Origin of the sequence: Mycobacterium sp. SM1 (assembly GCF_018361265.1) — a bacterium.
Lineage (GTDB): Bacteria > Actinomycetota > Actinomycetes > Mycobacteriales > Mycobacteriaceae > Mycobacterium.
Map to the genome: position 1 here is coordinate 59,405 of NZ_JAFLNH010000003.1, position 18,597 is coordinate 78,001.

General features: G+C 67.3%; 18 protein-coding genes and 1 pseudogene. 6 read left to right on the plus strand and 13 right to left on the minus strand.

Translation table 11 applies throughout. From position 1 onward, the window contains the following. Positions 1 to 80: 80 nt before the first annotated feature. Positions 81 to 1,511: pseudogene (locus tag MSM1_RS13490) on the minus strand (S1C family serine protease); the annotation flags it as partial. Here MSM1_RS13490 and MSM1_RS13495 point away from each other — a divergent pair. From MSM1_RS13495 to MSM1_RS13505, 3 genes are all read left to right on the plus strand, one after another. Continuing rightward, positions 1,495 to 1,920, plus strand: coding sequence for an Hsp20/alpha crystallin family protein (locus tag MSM1_RS13495; RefSeq protein ID WP_213443105.1), 426 nt, complete (start codon positions 1,495 to 1,497; stop codon positions 1,918 to 1,920). The pseudogene MSM1_RS13490 and the gene MSM1_RS13495 overlap by 17 nt on opposite strands. A 134-nt stretch (positions 1,921 to 2,054) precedes the next feature. Further along, entirely contained in the window at positions 2,055 to 4,130 is a 2,076-nt protein-coding gene (locus MSM1_RS13500; protein WP_213443107.1) for an erythromycin esterase family protein, read from the plus strand. A gap of 34 nt (positions 4,131 to 4,164) precedes the next feature. Then, a complete protein-coding gene (locus MSM1_RS13505) occupies positions 4,165 to 5,133 on the plus strand; it encodes a 1-phosphofructokinase family hexose kinase (protein ID WP_213443109.1) in 969 nt (322 codons plus the stop codon). Positions 5,134 to 5,236: 103 nt separating this feature from the next. Here the strand turns inward: MSM1_RS13505 and MSM1_RS13510 are convergent, their stop codons facing one another. From MSM1_RS13510 to MSM1_RS13520, 3 genes are all read right to left on the minus strand, one after another. Next, positions 5,237 to 5,902, minus strand: coding sequence for a transglutaminase family protein (locus MSM1_RS13510; RefSeq protein WP_307857418.1), 666 nt, complete (start codon positions 5,900 to 5,902; stop codon positions 5,237 to 5,239). Between the two features lie 236 nt (positions 5,903 to 6,138). Further along, positions 6,139 to 7,245, minus strand: coding sequence for an NDMA-dependent alcohol dehydrogenase (locus tag MSM1_RS13515; protein ID WP_213443111.1), 1,107 nt, complete (start codon positions 7,243 to 7,245; stop codon positions 6,139 to 6,141). A 210-nt stretch (positions 7,246 to 7,455) separates the two neighbouring features. Next, positions 7,456 to 8,760, minus strand: coding sequence for a sensor histidine kinase KdpD (locus MSM1_RS13520; protein WP_213443113.1), 1,305 nt, complete (start codon positions 8,758 to 8,760; stop codon positions 7,456 to 7,458). 35 nt (positions 8,761 to 8,795) lie between these two features. Here MSM1_RS13520 and MSM1_RS13525 point away from each other — a divergent pair, with 35 nt between their 5' ends. Further along, positions 8,796 to 9,467 carry a response regulator transcription factor gene (locus MSM1_RS13525; RefSeq protein ID WP_213443115.1) on the plus strand — a complete coding sequence of 224 codons (672 nt, stop codon included), beginning with the start codon at positions 8,796 to 8,798 and terminating at the stop codon, positions 9,465 to 9,467. Between the two features lie 32 nt (positions 9,468 to 9,499). Here the strand turns inward: MSM1_RS13525 and MSM1_RS13530 are convergent, their stop codons facing one another. The 9 genes from MSM1_RS13530 to MSM1_RS13570 form a co-directional block, all read right to left on the minus strand. Further along, complete coding sequence (locus MSM1_RS13530) at positions 9,500 to 9,907, minus strand: SCP2 sterol-binding domain-containing protein (protein ID WP_213443117.1); 408 nt, start codon at positions 9,905 to 9,907, stop codon at positions 9,500 to 9,502. Between the two features lie 12 nt (positions 9,908 to 9,919). After that, positions 9,920 to 10,231, minus strand: a complete 312-nt coding sequence (locus MSM1_RS13535) for an NADH-quinone oxidoreductase subunit I (RefSeq protein WP_213443120.1) — start codon at positions 10,229 to 10,231, stop codon at positions 9,920 to 9,922. A 42-nt stretch (positions 10,232 to 10,273) separates the two neighbouring features. Next, positions 10,274 to 10,717 carry a hypothetical protein gene (locus tag MSM1_RS13540; RefSeq protein ID WP_213443122.1) on the minus strand — a complete coding sequence of 148 codons (444 nt, stop codon included), beginning with the start codon at positions 10,715 to 10,717 and terminating at the stop codon, positions 10,274 to 10,276. Next, positions 10,714 to 11,898 (minus strand): ferritin-like domain-containing protein, encoded by a 1,185-nt coding sequence (locus tag MSM1_RS13545; RefSeq protein ID WP_213443124.1) that lies wholly within the window; start codon positions 11,896 to 11,898, stop codon positions 10,714 to 10,716. Before MSM1_RS13545 ends, MSM1_RS13540 begins: the two co-directional genes overlap by 4 nt. A 233-nt stretch (positions 11,899 to 12,131) precedes the next feature. After that, positions 12,132 to 12,590 carry a hydrogenase maturation protease gene (locus MSM1_RS13550; RefSeq protein WP_213443126.1) on the minus strand — a complete coding sequence of 153 codons (459 nt, stop codon included), beginning with the start codon at positions 12,588 to 12,590 and terminating at the stop codon, positions 12,132 to 12,134. Further along, the gene (locus MSM1_RS13555; RefSeq protein ID WP_213443128.1) at positions 12,584 to 13,885 is read right to left on the minus strand and encodes a Ni/Fe hydrogenase subunit alpha; all 1,302 of its coding nucleotides are present in this window, start codon (positions 13,883 to 13,885) and stop codon (positions 12,584 to 12,586) included. Before MSM1_RS13555 ends, MSM1_RS13550 begins: the two co-directional genes overlap by 7 nt. Further along, the gene (locus MSM1_RS13560; protein WP_213443130.1) at positions 13,882 to 14,640 is read right to left on the minus strand and encodes an oxidoreductase; all 759 of its coding nucleotides are present in this window, start codon (positions 14,638 to 14,640) and stop codon (positions 13,882 to 13,884) included. The genes MSM1_RS13555 and MSM1_RS13560 overlap by 4 nt, the downstream gene beginning before the upstream one ends. A 3-nt stretch (positions 14,641 to 14,643) precedes the next feature. Next, positions 14,644 to 15,459, minus strand: a complete 816-nt coding sequence (locus MSM1_RS13565; protein WP_374101731.1) for an FAD/NAD(P)-binding protein — start codon at positions 15,457 to 15,459, stop codon at positions 14,644 to 14,646. Positions 15,460 to 15,493: 34 nt separating this feature from the next. Beyond that, a complete protein-coding gene (locus MSM1_RS13570) occupies positions 15,494 to 16,654 on the minus strand; it encodes a 4Fe-4S dicluster domain-containing protein (protein ID WP_213443134.1) in 1,161 nt (386 codons plus the stop codon). A 279-nt stretch (positions 16,655 to 16,933) separates the two neighbouring features. Here MSM1_RS13570 and MSM1_RS13575 point away from each other — a divergent pair, with 279 nt between their 5' ends. Both MSM1_RS13575 and MSM1_RS13580 read left to right on the plus strand, forming a co-directional pair. Beyond that, entirely contained in the window at positions 16,934 to 17,776 is an 843-nt protein-coding gene (locus tag MSM1_RS13575) for a universal stress protein (RefSeq protein WP_213443136.1), read from the plus strand. 94 nt (positions 17,777 to 17,870) lie between these two features. Then, complete coding sequence (locus MSM1_RS13580) at positions 17,871 to 18,518, plus strand: response regulator transcription factor (RefSeq protein WP_213443138.1); 648 nt, start codon at positions 17,871 to 17,873, stop codon at positions 18,516 to 18,518. The last annotated feature ends 79 nt before the right edge of the window (positions 18,519 to 18,597 follow it).

Here is an 18,597-nt window from a genome sequence, read left to right on the forward strand (position 1 = left end):
TCGCTGCCGCTTTGGTCCGACGCGAGAATGACCTGCGTGGTGCGGGTAGCTCCCGCCGGGTCCGTAGCGGTGATCGCCACGGCGTTGCCGGGGGCCTTGGACAGGATCGCCGCCACCAGCGCCTCCGAACTTGCGATCACCCGGCCATCCACCCTGGTGACCACCATGCCCGGGCCCAGCCCGGCCGCCGCGGCCGGGCTGCCGCTTTGCGCCGCAACGATCACGGCGCCGGGGGTGTCGTTGTTGTTGGCTAACCGCACACCCAGATACGCATGCGCGGCTTTGCCGGTCGCGATCAATTCGCCCGCGATACGCTTGGCCTGGTCCACCGGGATGGCAAAACCAAGCCCGATCGAACCGCTGGGCCCGAAAAGGGGATTGCCGCCGGTCACGATTACCGAGTTCACACCGATGAGCTTGCCGTCGCGGTCGATCAACGCTCCACCCACGCTTCCGGGGTTCATCGCGGCATCGGTTTGAATGGCGTCGAGCACGGTGATGTGGCCGCTGGAGTCCGTGAGGGTAGGTACCGGTCGGTGCAGCGCGCTGATGACCCCGGTGGTAACGGTGCTCTCCAGGCCCAGCGGGGACCCTACCGCGACCACGTTCTCACCCACGCGAAGATCGGCCGATCGACCGAACGTGATCGGGGTAAGCCCAGACATGCCTTCCGCGCGCACAACCGCCACGTCGGTGACCAGATCCGTACCCACCACACGAAATGGCGCGGTGCGACCGTCGGCGAAAGTGGCGACGGTCCTCGCGCGGGCAGCGACTCCCGGCCCACCGCTGAGAGCAGACACCACTTGGCTGGTGGTCAGGATCAGCCCCTCGGGTGTCAAAACGATGCCCGATCCCGTCTCGGACAGCGGGCCCGCTGTGGCCTCCAGCTTGACGACGCTGGGCACCGCCTTGGCCGCGGCGCTTTCCAGGGAGGGGTGTGGCAGCGCGTCCGCGGATTCCGCGGGGGGAAAGGCCGACGCCCCGCCAGTAGCGTGTTTGCCGCCGAAGGGATCGGTAACCAGCACGGCCGTTGCCCCGATGATGCCAAAGATCATCGCCACGGCCATCGCCCCGACGAACAGTTTCACATCGCGAAAAATGCTCTGCCGCTGCGCATTAACAACCGCTGTGGTCTCCGGACCGCCCGGTATGACCGTCGGGCCGTCGCTCGCCCGCGTCGCGGACGCTCGCGTGGGCGGTCGCTGCGTGGAGCCGTTGGCCATGGGCAATCCTTGACGCGGGTCGAGATGTGTCAATCGGTGTCCGACGCTGAGGCACGTAGCTACCGGCTGCACCGGCTTCAATCGTGGATGCGTCGGTACGGCGGCAGTAGGGACCGAAGTCCCGTGTTTGTGGGGAATTGGTCCGCTCCGGGGCCACCGCCGAGGGCGCGCGACGAACGGCCCTGCAATCCGGGGACTTCGGTCCCTACCGCGCTGCCCGCTTGGCTGATCGGATCGAGTTGTCCTTTCACCCGAGACCCGAGGAGGCATGATGACCCTTCCCATGCGGCGCCGGCGCCGTGGGCTTTTTCCGGAGTTATCCGAATGGTTTGCGGGTTTGCCGCCGTTAGCGGAATTCCACCCGTTTGTCGAAACCCGGGTGATGCGGCTAGAAGACGAGATGAAGGACGGCTGCTATGAAGTACGCGCCGAGCTTCCCGGCATCGACCCGGCCAAGGACGTCGACATCACGGTGCATGACGGTTTGTTGACGATCAAAGCCGAACGCAGCGAGAAAAAGGAATTCAACGGCCGGTCGGAATTCGCATACGGCTCGTTCGAACGCACGGTGTCACTACCTGAGGGCGCCAACGAAGACGACATCAAGGCCAGCTACGACAAGGGCATTTTGACGGTGACGGTGCCGGTCGCCGAGGCCAAGCCCGCCGAGAAGCATATCAAGATCAAGTCCTGACACGGGGGTGCGGTCCCGGGGCCTGGGCCCCGGGACCGCACCCGCGCACGCGCTAGCCGGTCCGGCGGTGTCCGAGCCGATGAGGTCGGTGGGATCGATGAGAACGAGAAGGCTATGACGGGGTTAGACGCCCAATGCCCCAGGCGCTCAGCGGCGATCCGGTCATGACACGGGCCACCGACGCGGGCAGGCGTGCGCCCCGGCGGGTGTTCCGTGACCGCCGTGAGGCGGGGCGGGTATTAGCCGGTCTCCTGGACGCTTACCGCCACCGCGACGACGTCGTGGTGCTCGGGTTGGCGCGCGGGGGGATACCGGTCGCCTGGGAGGTCGCCGCACGGTTGCGTGCGCCGCTGGATGCTTTCGTGGTGCGCAAGCTCGGCGTGCCCGGCCACGAGGAGTTTGCGCTCGGCGCCTTGGCCAGAGACGGCCGCGTCGTGATCAACGACGACGTGGTGCGGGGGCTGCGGGTCACCCCGCAGCAATTGCGCGACATCGCGGAACGTGAGGGACGGGAGTTGGCCCGCCGCGAGGCCGCGTATCGCGGCGGCCGCCCGCCGGTTGACGTGGCCGGAAAGACCGTCATCCTGGTCGATGACGGGCTGGCCACCGGGGCGAGCATGTTCGCTGCGGTGCAGGCATTACGTGAGGCCGAGCCGGCGCAGATCGTGATCGCCGTGCCGGCAGCTCCGGAATCGACCTGCCGGGAGTTGGCCGGCATTGTCGAGGATATTGTTTGTGCCACCATGCCGACACCGTTTCTGGCTGTGGGGGAATCGTTTTGGGACTTCCGCCAGGTCAGCGACGAGGAAGTTCGAGAATTGCTCGCCACCCCCACCACGGGTGCCGCGGCGCCCGCCGTGCGGCCCGAGGTCACCGCGGCCGAAGTGATCAGGCGCGCCGCCGTCGAGGCACCTGCCGGCGTTCCTTCGCCCGAGATCGTGGACACGCTGATCGGCGACGCGCGGATTGTGCTGATCGGCGAAAGCTCCCACGGCACCCACGAGTTCTACGAGGCCCGCGCCGACATCACGAAATGGCTAATCCAGAGAAAGGGTTTCTGCGCGGTCGCCGCGGAAGCCGACTGGCCCGATGCTTACCGGGTCAACCGGTATGTTCGTGGGCTCGGCGCAGACGATAGCGCGGAGAAGGCGCTGAGCGGGTTTGAGCGGTTCCCGGCCTGGATGTGGCGTAACGTCGTGGTCCGCGATTTCACCGAGTGGCTGCGCGGGCACAACCGGCAGTGCCGGTCGCAGGGCCGGCGGGAGGCCGGATTCTACGGCCTGGATCTCTATAGCCTGCACCGATCGATTCACGAGGTGATCGCCTACCTCGACAAGGTCGATCCGCTCGCGGCGGCCCGGGCGCGCCGGCGCTACTCATGCTTTGACCACGTTTCCGCCGATGACGGGCAGGCTTACGGATTTGCGGCAGCGTTCGGCGCCGGGCCGTCCTGCGAGCGCCAAGCTGTCGAGCAGCTGGTCGAGTTTCAACGCAACGCGCTGGCGTACGCGCGCCGGGACGGGTTGCTCGCCGAGGATGAGGCGTTTTATGCCCAGCAGAATGCCCAAACGGTGCGCAATGCGGAGGTTTACTATCGCTCGATGTTCAGCGGGCGGGTGACGTCGTGGAATCTTCGTGACGCACACATGGCCCAAACCCTGCAGGCGTTGTTGGCGCATCTGGACCGCCATCGCCAAAACAGCCCGGCGCGAATCGTCGTCTGGGCGCACAACTCTCACGTGGGTGATGCCCGGGCAACGGAAATGGGTGCCGACGGGCAGCTTACGCTCGGGCAGCTGGTGCGTGAGCGCTACGGCGCGCAATCGCGTCTTATCGGGTTCACCACCTACGCCGGCACGGTGACCGCTGCCAGCGAATGGGGAGGCGTCGCCGAGCGCAAAACCGTCCGGCCGGCGCTGCAGGGCAGCGTGGAAGATCTGTTCCATGAGACCGGTAAGCACGCCTTTTTGGTGTCGCCCACTATCTGCCCGGACGCCACCGAGCCGCTGGGCGCGGTGCGGCTCGGTCGCGCCATCGGTGTGATCTATCTGCCGGCGACCGAGCGCCAGAGCCACTACTTTCACACCCGGCCCGCCGACCAGTTCGACGCGCTCATCCATATCGACCACACACGCGCGCTAGAGCCGCTCGAGGTGAGCAGTCAGTGGATCGCCGGGGAAACACCCGAAACCTACCCCACCGGCTTGTAGACACGAGTTAGCTACCAATGGAGTGCTAGTGCCCATGAAAGCAGCGGCGCCGCCGCCGACGAGCGGTTCGCGGATCGTGACGTTGACTATGAATCCCGCACTGGATATCACCACGACCGCTGAGCGGGTATGTCCCACCGAGAAAATCCGTTGCCATGGTGAACGTTATGACGCGGGCGGCGGCGGCATCAACGTGGCCCGGGTCGCTCAGGTGCTGGGTGCGTCGGTGTCTGCGGTGTTTCCCGCCGGCGGGCAGACCGGTGAGGTTGTCGTCGATCTGGTCGCCAGGGCCGGGGTGCGGTTTCATCGCATCAAAATCGCGGGCGCCACCCGGGAATGCTTCACGGTCAACGAGTCCAGTAGCGGCCGGCAATACCGGTTTGTTCTGCCCGGTCCCCGGGTGAGTGCCGCAGAACAGGCGCGATGCCTCGATGAGCTGCGCTCGGCGGCGCGATCGGCGCAGTTCGTGGTGGCCAGCGGGAGCCTGCCGCCCGGTGTTCCCGCCCGCTTTTACCAGCGCGTCGCAGACATGTCCGCGAAGTTGGGGGCATTGCTGGTTCTCGACACGTCGGGGGGCGGCCTGCGGCACATCACCTCCGGTGTGTTCCTGCTGAAAGCCAGTGTGCGGGAACTGCGCGAATGCTTCGGACGCGACCTGGACACCGAATCCGCGCAGACTGCCGCGGCGCAGCAGCTTATCCGGCATGGCCGTGCGCAGGCCGTCGTGGTGTCGCTGGGTTCGCGGGGCGCGTTACTAGCGACAGCTCATGGCAGCCAACGGTTTTCCGCACTCCCCATGCGTTCCGGCAGTGGTGTGGGCGCCGGCGACGCGATGGTGGCCGCGATCACCGTCGGTCTCAGCCGGGGCTGGCCGATGGACAAGGCGGTGCGTTACGGCATCGCCGCCGGTGCGGCGATGTTGATGACACCGGGCACGGCCGCCTGCAACCGGGCGGACGTGGATCGTCTTTTCGAGACGGTGCCCGAGCCGACGCCGCTGTGACCGGGCATTGGCCATGGCGTGCCTGCACACGCTGCCGGCGGAGCCGCCTGAGTCACGTGCGTCAATTCGGTTTTCCAGCAGCCTAGTTAGCAATTAATTGGCGCTAATTAGCAAACGTGTCGCGCTCGGGCGGAGGAGCCTGCAGGAGCGCTCCGTAGCGCTGTCTCAACTCGCTGATGATCTCGGCGAACGGAAGATCGGCGTACCAGCCGCGGTCGTGAAGGTATTCCATGTGCTGGCGGCCTTCGGCGTCATAGGGGTGCAGAAGCGCGTCGTGCTCGCCATCGAAAGCGATCGGCGGGACGCCGAATCGCGCGCACAGTTCGGCGTTGAACGCCGGTGTCGCCTTGACCCACCTGCTGTTGACGAACAGTTCGGCGTAGCCGTGGTAGACGAACACGTCGGTTCCGCCCATCCGGGTGCGCAGCGTGTCGGTTTGCAGATGATTGCGCACGTCAGCGAACCCCAGGCGGGCGGGTATACCCGCGGCGCGGGCCGCCGCGGTGAGCAGAACCGCCTTGGGGACACAGTAGGCGCGGGTGACGCTCGCGATGTAGCTGGCGCGGTAGTGGTCAGCATCGTCGTCGGCACTGTAGGGGTCATACCAGATGTTGTCGCGGACCGCGAGGAAAAGGCGCCGGGCTCTGGTCACCGGATCTTGGCTATCGCCGATCGCCATTCGGGTGAAGCGCTGGACATTGTCGTGGTGCCAGTCCAAGAACTCCGTAGCGGCCAGAAAAACCGGACCGGGATCGGTCGATGTGTCAATCACAGCAGCCCTTTCACCACCAATGCGTCACCATCAATGCGTCACCACCAATGCGGTGGCGCTCAGCGGGTGGTCACTGGTCGTGCAGCCTAGCCCAGGGCGCGGCCCCGCGGCGTTCGGCGCCGGGGAAACCCCGCGGCCAAATCCACCGGCACGGCTGAGGCGTTCCCGCGCGCACTCCGGTGTGGGCGGGGTGTATCTGCACCGTTGTCGTATCCGGTCACTGCGGCAGCTCATCAGAACCGGATGAGCCCTCGAATGTTGAGTCCCGCTCGCATGTCGTCGTATCCCTCGTTGATCTGCTCGAGGGTGTATTCACGGGTGATCAACTCGTCCAGTTTCAATAGCCCGGCGTGGTAGAGGTCGACCAGCCGTGGGATGTCGTGGGCGGCGTTGGACGACCCATACAGCGCGCCGCGGATCTGCTTTTCATACAACGTTAATTCCAGCAGTGAGCCCGACATCGAGGTGTCCTCGGGATGTCCGATCGCGGTCACCACGACACGTCCTCGTTTTCCGACTAAGGAGAGCGCCTGGCCGACGTAGGACGCCTCCGCGACGTCGGTGGTCAACACGCAGACATCGGCGAGTTTGCCCCGAGTGAGATCACTGACCAGCTCCCAGGCCTCATCGATCGTGGCGGCGGTGTGCGTCGCGCCGAACCCACGGGCCTGCTCACGCTTGACGGCCACCGGCTCGACCGCCACGATCGTCAACGCTCCGGCGATCCGGGCCCCCTGAATCGCATTCATTCCGACCCCGCCAGCCCCCACCACGACCACGGTGTCTCCGGCCCCTACTTCCCCGGTGCGCACCACCGACCCGTAGCCCGTCGTGACGCCGCACCCGATCAGCGCCGCCTTGTCCAGCGGGATTCCGGCATCGATTTTCACCACTGAGGCCGCGGGCACCACGGTGTATTCGGAAAACGTTCCTAACAAACACATCTGGCCGACGTCGCGGCCGCGGGCGTGAAAGCGGTAGGTGCCGTCGATCTGGGGTCCCATCATGACCGCCGCACCCATTTCGCACAGATTTCCCATGCCGCGCGCGCAGTAGGAACAGCGCCCACACGCGGGTAGGAACGTCAAAATGACCGGGTCACCCTCGGCGAGATTCTCGACGCCGGGGCCGGCAGCGGCCACCGTGCCGGCGCCCTCGTGTCCGCCCACCACCGGCAGCGGAATCGGCAGGTCGCCGGTGACCAGGTGTTCGTCGGAGTGACACAATCCGGTCGCGATCAGCCGGATCAGCACCTCCCCGGGGCCGGGGGGATCGAGCTCAACCTCATCGACCTCCCATTTCTGGCCGAGATCCCACAGAACCGCAGCGCGTGTCTTCACGTCATACCCCTTGCACCCTCATGTTTTGGTTTGATCGACGTTTCGGGTAGCTGGTTTGGCGGGGGCCGCACCGGGCGGCTTGCCGGCGTCGCCGTTGCGGTGGTGGTGCGCGCCACCACCACGCCCTGATCATGGTGGCGAGCACCGCCTTGCCATGCGAGTCGCGGGCGTGCCAATCGGTGGTCTTCGCGGGCCAAAAGTCGGGGCGGGTCACGCGATCGGGACGCGAACGATCGCCACCAGCCCGCCGCCGTCGCGCGCGCTGAACTGGACCCGCCCACCGATTGCCTCAAGGATTTGCTGCACGATCCACAGGCCCAGTCCGGCGGTGCCGCGGCGGTCCCCGACGCTGATGTATTTGGCCGTCAACTCGCCCAGGCTCGCAGCGGGTATGCCGGGGCCGCGGTCGGCGATCTCGATGACGATTTCGTCACCGGTACGCGTGCACGTCACGTCGACGGGGGCATCACGGCTATGCCGGGACGCGTTTTCCAGCAGGTTGGTCAGCACGCGCCGCAGCCCCTGGGCGTTGACCGCTACCGCGTGCACGTCGCCGCCCACCGTCAACCGCAGCTGCGGTGGCACCAGGCCCACGGCGTCGGCGGCGGCGGTGATCAGGCCGGCGATGTCGACGCGCCGGACCCGGCCCGCCGAGAAGGTGGGCTGTCGGCTCAGCGCGACATCGGACAAGGCGTCGAGCATGTCAGCGAGGTGCTGAACGTGGCGGCCGGCCAGCTGCAGGCTGGCGGCGCGGTCGGACTCCGACATCGGCTTGGCCGATGTGAGCGCGTCCGTCAGCGCCTCCAAGGAGGTGATAGGGGTGCGGAATTCATGCACCAGCACCTGCAGTCCGTCTTGCTGCGACTGGTAGGACTGCAACAACCGGCTTCGCAGGTCGCGTTCCTCTTCGGCGGCGGCGTGTTCGGCCTCGGCCTCCACCAGTGCCCGCACGCGGGATTGGTGCTCGCGTTCTGCCAGGGAAGACAGCCCCGCGGTGATGAGCGCCGTGAACAGCAAATACAGCGCCCACCAGCTACTTTGCGCCACCGGTGTGAGCACGGCACCCGCGGTGGTGGCGGCCGGCAGCGCGACCGCGAGGTACCCGGCACCCAGTATCACTCCCAACGCCAGGGTCTCGGTCAACGACAGCCGCGCCGCGGAGGCGATGACGACCAGCACCAGCACCGACACCGCCGGGCTATACACCCCGCCGGTCAGCGCGATGAACACCAGCGTGAACATCGAGTCCAATCCGGTGACCAGCCAACGGTAACGGGTGCGGCGCACCTCCAGCCGCGGATGGACGAACACGATCGCCGCATAGACCAGCGCCGCGGCCACCAGCATCGCCGGGACCAAAATCGGCACGCGCAAGCGCACCACCGCCGGCTCGGCGGCCAGCAGCACCGCGGTCGAGAGCACCACCGCGACCCGCACGGCGACCACCGTGCGGGCCAGCCCGTAGCCGCTGCCGTATTCTTTTGCCGTCCAACGGTGCTGCTCAACCGGCCTCATCGGCCCGACATTAGGGCCGGGGTAGCGTCACAGCAATGACCGGCAAGCCATACGTCGTGGTCATCGTCGATGACCACGAGCTTTTCGCACAAGGCCTGGCTTTGCTGCTCAACCGCCAATGGGGTGAGCTATTCACGGTGTGCGGGCAGACCGCCTACGTCGAGGAGGCGGCCGACCTGGTGGCCCGCTGCGCCGCCGACGTCGCGATCATCGACCTGTCGATGCCCCCGCTCGGCGGCATAGCCGCTATCCGGCATGTCAAGGCGCGTCATCCAGAAACCCGGATCTTGGCGCTGTCAGGAACCGGCAACCTCGAGCTGGCCGCGGAGGCGCTGCGCGCCGGCGCCGATGGGTTCCTGCCAAAGACGGCGCGTCCCGAAGCGCTGGCCGGCCCGCTATGGACCGTCGCCGAAGGGTTGCGGGTCCTCGACGAGGCGCTGCTTGACGCGCTGCTGGCGAAGTCTCGCGAACCGCGGTCGGCGTTGCTGGACAACCTCACCACGCAGGAGCTGCAGCTGTGGAGGTTGGTTGCCACGGGCATGGAGACCGGCGATATCGCCCGGCGGATGATCGTGTCGGAGCGCACCGCCAAACGGATGGTGGCCGCGCTGCTGCGCAAACTCGGTGTTGCCAACCGCATCGCCGCGGCGGCGATGGCCGGGCGGTTGCGGCTGCTCGACGACCTTTCCGAGGCCGAGCCGCATTGAGAATTCGGTTCGATAACCGCGCTGGGGGCCGGTCAACCGGCCAGCAGGTCGGTGCGCCCGTCCGCGCGCAGCAACTCCTGGTAACGGGGGAAAAGTTGTTTGGCGATGGGCAGGAGCTTGAGGATCTTCGGCACCGGGCCCTTGGCGCGGACCTGCCCTTTGGCCAGCGCAACGGGAAGATTGAGTTTGCCCTGCCAGAACCGGTTGGCCATGTCACAAGTCATGAACAGCGTCACGGTAGGCGCAAGGTCCCGGCTGCCGGTGATCACCTTCCTGTTAGGCATGTCGACGGTGATCTGGATGTCCGGATCCGAGCAGTTGAGTTGCAGCACAACGCCAGATGCCTCGAGTTGGCCGGCGATCGAATCGTCTGCCGCCGCCTCCTCGAAAATCCCGGCAAGGTACTTCGTCGCCTCGACGCTATCTTTGAAAACTCCCATGGTTAAAGTCCTTCAGCTCCTGAGTCTTTCGACGCGCTCAGCTGTTTTGCGAGCCGCCCAGTCGTGCAGCTTCGCGATCTTCGTGTAGCCGTTGTCCGGTACGAACTGCGCCTCGCTACGACCGTCGTGAATGCAGTCGACCGGGCAGAGAGGCACGCATTTTCCGCAGTCGATGCACTGTTCCGGGTCGATCACGAATCGGCCCAGGAAATCGTCCGCTTTCTTCGATATGGCATCGACGCGACCCGGGCAAGCATGCTCGCAGGCCCCGCATCCGATGCAGGTGTCATCGATGTAGAAATGGCCTCGCCGAGTCCGGCTCATAGGTGTTTCTCTTCCCCGATGCGCGATTGCCTGATGGGCGGCTCACAGCCGAGCGCAGTTGTTGATGAAATGCTGCAAACTCTGGTTGTAGCGGAAAAACATGTCCCGGCCCAGCGGATCGGAAGACCAGACCCGTATCGGTGTCGACGCGATGCTCAACGCGTTGAGGGTGTGATCGAGGTCTGGCCGGCCGTTGCCGGCGCGGATGTTATCCACCATCTCCTGCCACGAGTCCCGGTCGGTCTCGATAACAAAATCCATCGATTCCAGTTCGGTGGCGCCGATCTCCTTGATCTCGCTGACGTCGAAGCCATCGAAGGTGACTTGGACAATCAGCGCCGACCCGCCGGGGCCGCCGTCGACGATGTCAACGGCGAACCGGCAGTCGACCTCGCCGAGTTTCCGGAACTCGGCGAGATCCGCCTTGTTGATCTCCGCCAGCCTGGTGAGCCATTCGACGGTAGGCAGGCCGGTGCTGGTGCTCACGACGTCCACGGCATCTCCAACGGAATCGTCACTTTCTCACGGCGGTCAAAGCCGGCCCGCTCGCAGCGCTGCAAGTATTCGTCGACTATCGTCCCCCACAAGAACGACACCCCCTCCATGCCCTCGTCGATCTTGTCGACTCCGCCGCCCATCAGAACCGCTAGCGGCTCAAGCAGTCCGGGGCTGCTCAGCGCCGTGAGGATGATCTGCTCGCCGAGGTCGGCGAAGCGGTGCATATCCGAAAGCGCCTTGTCCCGGTCGGTGGAGGCGTCGAGGAAGTTCTTCAGCTCCAACGTGCCATAAGACACATGCCGGGCCTCGTCTTGCATGCAGCGCCGGAAGATCTCCTTGTCGACATGGGTCTTGGCCAGGTATTCCCCGGCCCGGAACAAGGTGAGGACCAGCCCTTCGCCCAAGACGTTGAGCAGGAAGGTGCCCTGGGTGTGGGTCGGTGATTCCAGGATGGCCTTCAGCGCCCACTCCAGAGCCGGGCTGGCGTGCAGCAAGCCGCCGCCGCCGGCGAGGGCACGCTTGCGGAACACCTCCATATGGCGGGCCTCGTCCATCATCTGGGTCACGAGAAAGTTCTTGATCTCGAAGAAATCCGGTGAGGTGCGGTAAATCCAGCGTGACGGGAAGTCGCCGGCGACGAACTCGACCTCGGTGAGCGAGGTGGCCAGCTGGCAGGCCGCCTTCTCCAAATCCTCGCTGACCGGCTCGAGCTCCTCCCACGGGATGTCGCTGGTGGAGTTCCACTGCCGCGCCTTGGCCTCTTCGTAGAGGGTCATCACGTTTTCCGCCCACGCGTCTTTCTTGTCGAGAATGTCGTAGGCGTCGATGGTGGGCATCTGGGCGGCGTAGGGGTCGCGCACCGAGCCCCGCGGGGCGAAGTTGCGCGTCGCGTTGTGTTCGGGCAGCGTGCCGTAGGCCGGCGGGCGGTTGATGTCGATGTAGGTCAACCCCCGCGAACTCGGTCGTGCCCGTATACCCCAGCTCGCTTGATCGGTGTTCATCCAGTACAGGGAAAACGAGCCGCGCTCTAGCCGGTCGAGGTTCTCCTGCAATAGTTCGGCCCAGACGGTGTTATCCTCACGGAACTTCTTCTCGTAAGCCGCCAAAGCCTCGTCTTCGAGCGGTGTCTCCGGCGGAAGCGGCTGCATCCGGGTCAGCATCTCGGTCATGTCGTGGTGATCCTTCGCAGTAGGGTTGCCAAGGGACCTAATCCGTTGGCAGCTCAAGCGTATGGCGCTGCTCACAGCGCTCGGGCGGTCCAGCTGGGTCAGTGTTGACCCGAATGGGCCAGCGTGGCGTCGCGGGCGGCCGGACCGCTGCGGGAATGCTCGTGCGGAGCGTCCGCCTCGACCGTGATACGCGCCCACGGCGACCCGCCCCGCCGGCAGGCAGAAGGATGGCTTTACCGGCTGGCGGCGCCGCAAATTTCGGCCACCACTGCGCCGACCGCCTCGGGCACCGCGGCCGCCACCAGCGGGGTCAAGCCGACGCCGTGGCCGCTGTCGGCGGCCTCGACGGTGAACAGCACCAGCCGCCCGGGTGTCCGGCCCAGCGCCCGGCCCAACGCGTACGCCCCGGCAACGTCGAGACCATGCGTGCTCACCGGGCCCGTCGCGGCCAGCGCCGTTACCGCATCGCGACGGATCCGGCCGGGTGCCGGTGGGGAAGCCACCGCCGCGTCGATCACCACGGCCAGCTCTGCGCCGGACCACGCGTCCAGCAGATCGAACGGATCCTCGATCCCGGTGACGACGCGAACACCCGGGAGCTTGCGCCCGCCGATCGCGGTGGCCACGACCGGACCGACACCGTCATCGCGGCGATACCGGTTGCCGATGCCGATGACGACGGTGCTCAACACCGGTCCACGGTGAGCCGCAGAAAGTGCGCCGAGCAGGAAATGCAGGGGTCATAGTTGCGAATCACCCGCTCGCACAACGTGGTCAGCTCGCCGTCGGCCAGTGAGAGGTTCTCTGAGACCACGCGTGCCAAATCGGCTTCGATGGCCGCCTGGTTCTGTGAGGTCGGCGGGATGATGGTCGCGGCGCCGATCAGCCCGTGCTCGTCGATGCGGTATCGGTGATACAGCAGCCCCCGCGGCGCCTCACTGACCCCGTGACCGACCCCCGCGCGGGCCGGCACGTCGACGAACGGCCGCTCTGGGCGCTCATAGTCGTCGATGATCCGCAACGCTTCTTCGATTGCGTACACCACCTCAACCGCGCGAACCACGATGCTCACAAACGGGTTTCGGCATTGCGCTGCCAGCCCGGCATCGACGGCGGCTTGCCGGGCAACCGGTGAGAGCGCCGGAAAGCTCAGCGAGTAGCGGGCCAACGGACCGGTGAGATAGCGCGCGCCGTCAAGGGTGGCATGCAGCGCAGTGGAGTACGGCACCTGTGACTCGACGACGTGATCACCGAATTGTGCGGCGGCAAAGGGCTTTCCGGCGCTGCGGGCGATCTGGCCGTTCTCGATCGGGTAGCCGCCGGGCTGGCTCAGCGCCACCAGCTCGTGCTCGAGTTCCAGCTCGGGGAAATCGAATCCGGCCACCCACGCGACCGTGGCCAGCGCGTCGTCGAGCGCGCGGCGCAGTTGCTCGGCCAGCGGGGCCAACTCGGCGCGGGTAGGCACCGAGTAAAACCCCCCGAGGCGCACATTGACCGGGTGGATCGCGCGCCCCCCGACGACTTCCATCAGCCGGTTACCCGCCTTCTTCAGCCGCAGCCCCCGCTCCACGGCCTCGCGTTGGTCCCGCGCCAGGCTGATCGCATCGGGATAGCCGAGGAAGTCAGGTGCGTGCAGCAGGTAGATGTGCAGTGCGTGGCTGTGAATCCACTCGCCGCAGTACAGCAGCCGCCGCAGCCGCAGCACCGAGTCGTCAAGCGTGACCCCGCAGGCGTCTTCGATCGCGTTGCAGGCGCTGACCTGGTAGGCGACCGGGCAGATGCCGCAGACCCGCGCGGTGAGGTCCGGCGGTTCGGTGTATGACCTGCCGCGCAGGAACGCCTCAAAAAACCGCGGCGGCTCGTAGATGTTCAGCTCGACGCTGTCCAGCGCGCCGCCGCGCAGCCGGACGTGCACGGCGCCTTCGCCTTCGACCCGGGTCAGCGCGCCGACGCTGAGCGTGCGGGTGGGCGGGTCCGGCGGGATCATGGGGTGCTCCGCTCGGCGGCGAAGGCGGCGACGTTGAACGTCGAGAACACCCGCTCGACGTCCGCCCCGGACATCCCGTCGCGGCGCAGCAGCGGGATCAGTGTCGCGGTTTGCGGCGTCGCGGACGGGCCGAAACAGCCATAGCAGCCGCGACGATGCCTGGGGCACAACGCACCGCAGCCGGCGTGGGTGACCGGGCCAAGACACGGGGTGCCGTCGGCGACGATGACACACGTCACGCCGCGCAGTTTGCACTCGGTGCACACCGTTTTGGCCGGCAGCCGGGGGGTGCGTCCCACCAGCAGCGCCGCCAGGGTGTCCAGCAGCTGCCCGCGGTCGATCGGGCAGCCCTGCAGCTGGTAGTCGACACGCACGTGCGCCGACGCCGGTGTGGACGTCGCCAGCGTGTCGAGGTATTCCGGCTTGGCATAGACCACGGACGCGAATTCGGCGACGTCGGCGAAGTTGCGCAGCGCCTGGACGCCGCCGGCGGTGGCGCACGCCCCGATGGTGACCAGCAGCCGTGATTGTGCGCGGATCTCGCGGATGCGCCGCGCGTCGGCCTCGGTGGTGATGGATCCCTCGACCAGTGACACGTCGTAGGGTCCAGCGACGATCGTGCTGGAGGCCTCCAGGAAGGTTGCGATCTGCACCCGCCGGGCCAGCGTGAGCAACTCGTCCTCGCAGTCCAGCAAGGTCAGCTGGCAGCCGTCGCAGGAGGCGAACTTCCACACCGCCAAGGTGGGCGTGCTCATCTCTTACAGCTCCTTCACCGCGAGCAGGGGGCGAGCAACGTCATAGCCGACCACGGGACCGTCCCGGCACAACAGCAGCGGGCCGAGCTGGCAGTGGCCGCACCAGCCGACCCCGCACTGCATGTTGCGCTCGAGCGAGACCCGGATGTCGCGGGCCGCCACACCCTTGTGCAGCAGCGCGTCGCCGGCGAACCGCAGCATCGGCTCCGGGCCGCACAGAAACGCCGTGGTGCGATCGGGAGTCAGCGCCAGCCGGTGCAGCGGTTCGGTGACGAAGCCGATCTCGCCGCTCCAGCCCTGCACCGGGACATCGACGGTGAGATGCAGCTCGATACGCGGGTCGGCCGCCCACCGCTCGAGCTCGCCGGTGAATAAGAAGTCCGCCCGGGAGCGGGCCCCGGCGATCAGCACCATCCGCCCGTAGCGCTCCCGGTGGGCCAGCGCGCTCAGCACCGCGGGACGCAGCGGACACAGCCCGACGCCGCCGGCGACCATGACCAAATCCCGGCCGGTGGCCTCCGCCAGCCCCCAGGCGGTGCCGAACGGGCCGCGCACTCCGATCACGGCGCCCACCGGCGCGTCATGCAGGGCGCGGCTGACCGCGCCCACCGCGCGGATGGTGTGGGTGATCGTGCCGTCGGCAACGGTGGGATCCCCGCTGATGGAGATCGCCACCTCGCCGACGCCGAACGCGTAGAGCATCATGAATTGGCCCGGCTGCGGCACTCGGACCGCGTTTTCCAGTGGTTCCAGGCACAGCGTCGCCGAATCGCGGTTTTCCTGCACGCGGCTGCGGACCCGGTAGGGAACCGGTGTCATGGGGCAGCGGGCCGGCGGCGGCAGCGCGCGCGGGTCACTCATCGGCGCCGTCCGCGCGGGCCAGCTTGGTCATTTCCGCGGTGATGTCGATACCGGTGGGACACCAGGCGATGCAGCGCCCGCAGCCCACGCAGCCCGACATCCCAAACTGGTCATGCCAGCTGCCCAGCTTGTGGGTCAGCCAATGCCGGTAGCGGGACGCGCCGGACTGGCGGACGCTGCCGCCATGGATGTAGGTGAAGTCGAACTCGAAGCAGGACGCCCAGTGCTGCCAGCGTTCGGCGTGCTCACCGGTGAGGTCGGTGACGTCGTCGGTGCTGGTGCAAAAACACGTTGGGCACACCATCGTGCAGTTCCCGCAGGTCAAGCAGCGGCCGGCCACCTCCTCCCACTGCGGCGACTCGCGGGAGCGGATCAGCAGCTCCCGGTGATCGACCTGCGGCATCCGCCGGCCCATCCGGTGCGACGCCGTTGCGACATCGGCTCGGGCGCGGCTGATCTCATCGGCACCGGCTTCGCGATGCGGTAGCGCGGCCAGCACCTCGGCGCCGTGCGGGGTGCCGACGTCGACGAGATAGCGCCGGCCCGCGTCGCCGAGCTGTTCCGTCAAAGCCAGGTCGTAGCCCGGTCCGGCGGCGGGCCCGGTGCCCATCGACGCGCAGAAGCACAGCGCGCCCGGCTCGGTGCAGTTCACCGCGACAACGAAAAGCCGGCGGCGCCGGTTGACGAATGACCCGTCCGGGTACACTCCGCGGCCCAGCACCCGATCCAGTGTCGCGATCGCCGCCAGGTCGCAGCCATGCACCCCGATGAAGGCGTAGCGCGGGGCCTCTTCTGCGGCGCTATCGACGAGTTCGCCGCTGCGCTCCGCAGCCCACAGCCGTCGGCGCGGTGGGTGCAGAAACCGTTTGACGGACTGCGGGCCCGCCGAGTGGGCGAACACCGCGTCATCGTCGCGGCGCAGCAGCCGATAGTGCCCGGGCCCGACGTCAACACCCCAGCCGCAGGGCAGCTCGTCGGCCGACTCGAGCTCGGCGAGCACGATCGCGCTATCGCGCACCGTCGGGCCGACCACCCGATAGCCCCGCTCGATCAGCACGCCGACGAGGCGTTCCAGGCCGGCGGCGTCGAGGATCGCGGCCGGTTCCGCAGGCGCGCGGGACGGCGCTTGCGGGGATTCGCCGCGTTCACCCATCTCTGACTTCCCTGGCTCTCACCGGTTGCGGCCGCTGCAGCTGACGCCATCGATGAGCATCCTCCTCGGCCGCCGCAGGCACCAGGGTCGAAGGACCCCGAGTCGCCGCAGCTCGGCGTCGCGGCCCACCCGTCGACCGGCGCGCTTGAGCTTGGGACCAACGGCGGGCACACCGAGGACCAACGGCCCTGACGACGCCCCCGGCCAATCGGTACGGTGTGCACGCCTGCCGGCGCACGCCGCGCAGGCGGCAGACGATATTGGCGCGCGGAGCTCACGATGAACGATTCGCCTGTTGGGCCGGCCGTTGTCGTGGGTGTCGACGGATCCAGGGCGGCGCTGCGGGCAGCGTTGTGGGCCGTCGACGAGGCCGTTGATCGGGGGCTTCCGCTCCGGCTACTCTGCGCGATCGCCGGGACGGATCCCGGGGACGCAACGCGGGGCAGGGCTCGCGGCGAACTCGCGGTGCGCGAGGTATCCACCGTTGTCGAGGCCGGCGGCACCCCGGTGCGAATCGAGATCGACATCACCGCGGGGCCGGCGGTCAGCGCGCTGGTCCGTGCCTCCCGGTCGGCGGCGCTGGTCTGCGTGGGGGCTGTCGGGCTCGGTCACTTCCAAACGGGCCGGGTGGGCTCCACCGCCGCGGCCCTTGCCGTCTCGGCGCACTGCCCGGTCGCCATCGTGCGCGGGGATACCCGTCCGTTTCCGTCTCGCGGCCAGTGGATCGTTGTCGAAGCCGACGAGGCACCCGACAACGAGGTCGTGGTGGAGGCCGCGGTGAGCGAAGCGCGGCTGCGCAACGCCCCACTGCGGGCGATCGGCTGCTGGCGAGCGCCCTCGATCGACCGGCAGGCGGTCATCGAGGGTGACTGGCGGATACGGGCGCGGCTGACCCGCAGGCTGGCCCCGTGGCGGCGGCGCTATCCAGACCTGCGCATCGAGCCGATCGTGGTCCATGGCACCATCCTGGATTACCTGGCGCAAAACGCCGCGGGCGTGCAGTTGCTCGTTATGGGAGCCCACGACCGTCATCTTGTGGCAGAGGTTGTCGGGCCGGCCGGCAATGCCGCGCTGGGTGACTCCGACTGCGTGGTGCTCGTGGTCAATCGCCGGCACCTGTGACGGACGACAGTGGGAGGCAGGGGAGCATGATAGACGCGTACCCGTCGGCTGCGACGGTGAACGGCATCTTGCGGAGGGTTGCGGAGGGCGTGCCATGGTAAGGGTCTTTTTGGTCGACGATCACGAGGTGGTTCGCCGGGGGATCGTCGATCTGCTGGAATCGGACCCGCAGCTGGAGGTGGTCGGCGAAGCCGGGTCGGTCTCCGAGGCGATGGCGCGGATACCGGCGGCGCGGCCCGACGTCGCCGTGCTCGACGTCCGGTTGCCCGACGGCAGCGGGATCGAGTTGTGCCGCGATTTGCTATCCGACATACCTGACCTGCGCTGCCTGATGCTGACCTCGTTCACGTCCGATGAGGCGATGCTCGATGCGATCTTGGCCGGGGCCAGCGGCTATGTGGTCAAAGACATCAAGGGCATGGAGCTAGCGCAGGCGATCAAAGACGTGGGTGCCGGCAAATCGCTGCTGGACAATCGGGCAGCGGCGGCGCTGATGGCCCGGCTGCGCGGCACGGCGCGACACACCGATCCGCTGCTCGGGCTGACCGAGCAGGAGCGCACACTGCTCGGCCTGCTTAGCGAGGGGCTGACCAACAAGCAGATCGCGGCGCGCATGTTTCTGGCCGAAAAGACGGTCAAAAACTACGTGTCGCGTTTGCTGGCCAAGCTCGGCATGGAACGCCGAACCCAAGCGGCGGTCTTCGCGTCCAAGCTGAACACCGCGCATAGGCCGGACAGTTAGACAAGACAGTTAGACAAAGTTGGAATTCGGGGCGCCGAAAACACCCACCCGATGCGATCATGGTCACGTGGCAGGCGTG

Bases quoted from the DNA above. Each gene is read 5' to 3' on its own strand.
- MSM1_RS13535 (WP_213443120.1), bottom strand. From the start codon at position 10,231: ATGAGCCGGACTCGGCGAGGCCATTTCTACATCGATGACACCTGCATC.
- MSM1_RS13575 (WP_213443136.1), top strand. From the start codon at position 16,934: ATGAACGATTCGCCTGTTGGGCCGGCCGTTGTCGTGGGTGTCGACGGA.
- MSM1_RS13580 (WP_213443138.1), top strand. From the start codon at position 17,871: ATGGTAAGGGTCTTTTTGGTCGACGATCACGAGGTGGTTCGCCGGGGG.
- MSM1_RS13495 (WP_213443105.1), top strand. From the start codon at position 1,495: ATGATGACCCTTCCCATGCGGCGCCGGCGCCGTGGGCTTTTTCCGGAG.
- MSM1_RS13520 (WP_213443113.1), bottom strand. From the start codon at position 8,760: ATGAGGCCGGTTGAGCAGCACCGTTGGACGGCAAAAGAATACGGCAGC.
- MSM1_RS13525 (WP_213443115.1), top strand. From the start codon at position 8,796: ATGACCGGCAAGCCATACGTCGTGGTCATCGTCGATGACCACGAGCTT.
- MSM1_RS13500 (WP_213443107.1), top strand. From the start codon at position 2,055: ATGCCCCAGGCGCTCAGCGGCGATCCGGTCATGACACGGGCCACCGAC.
- MSM1_RS13560 (WP_213443130.1), bottom strand. From the start codon at position 14,640: ATGAGCACGCCCACCTTGGCGGTGTGGAAGTTCGCCTCCTGCGACGGC.
- MSM1_RS13565 (WP_374101731.1), bottom strand. From the start codon at position 15,459: ATGACACCGGTTCCCTACCGGGTCCGCAGCCGCGTGCAGGAAAACCGC.
- MSM1_RS13570 (WP_213443134.1), bottom strand. From the start codon at position 16,654: ATGGGTGAACGCGGCGAATCCCCGCAAGCGCCGTCCCGCGCGCCTGCG.
- MSM1_RS13505 (WP_213443109.1), top strand. From the start codon at position 4,165: ATGAAAGCAGCGGCGCCGCCGCCGACGAGCGGTTCGCGGATCGTGACG.
- MSM1_RS13545 (WP_213443124.1), bottom strand. From the start codon at position 11,898: ATGACCGAGATGCTGACCCGGATGCAGCCGCTTCCGCCGGAGACACCG.
- MSM1_RS13530 (WP_213443117.1), bottom strand. From the start codon at position 9,907: ATGGGAGTTTTCAAAGATAGCGTCGAGGCGACGAAGTACCTTGCCGGG.
- MSM1_RS13555 (WP_213443128.1), bottom strand. From the start codon at position 13,885: ATGATCCCGCCGGACCCGCCCACCCGCACGCTCAGCGTCGGCGCGCTG.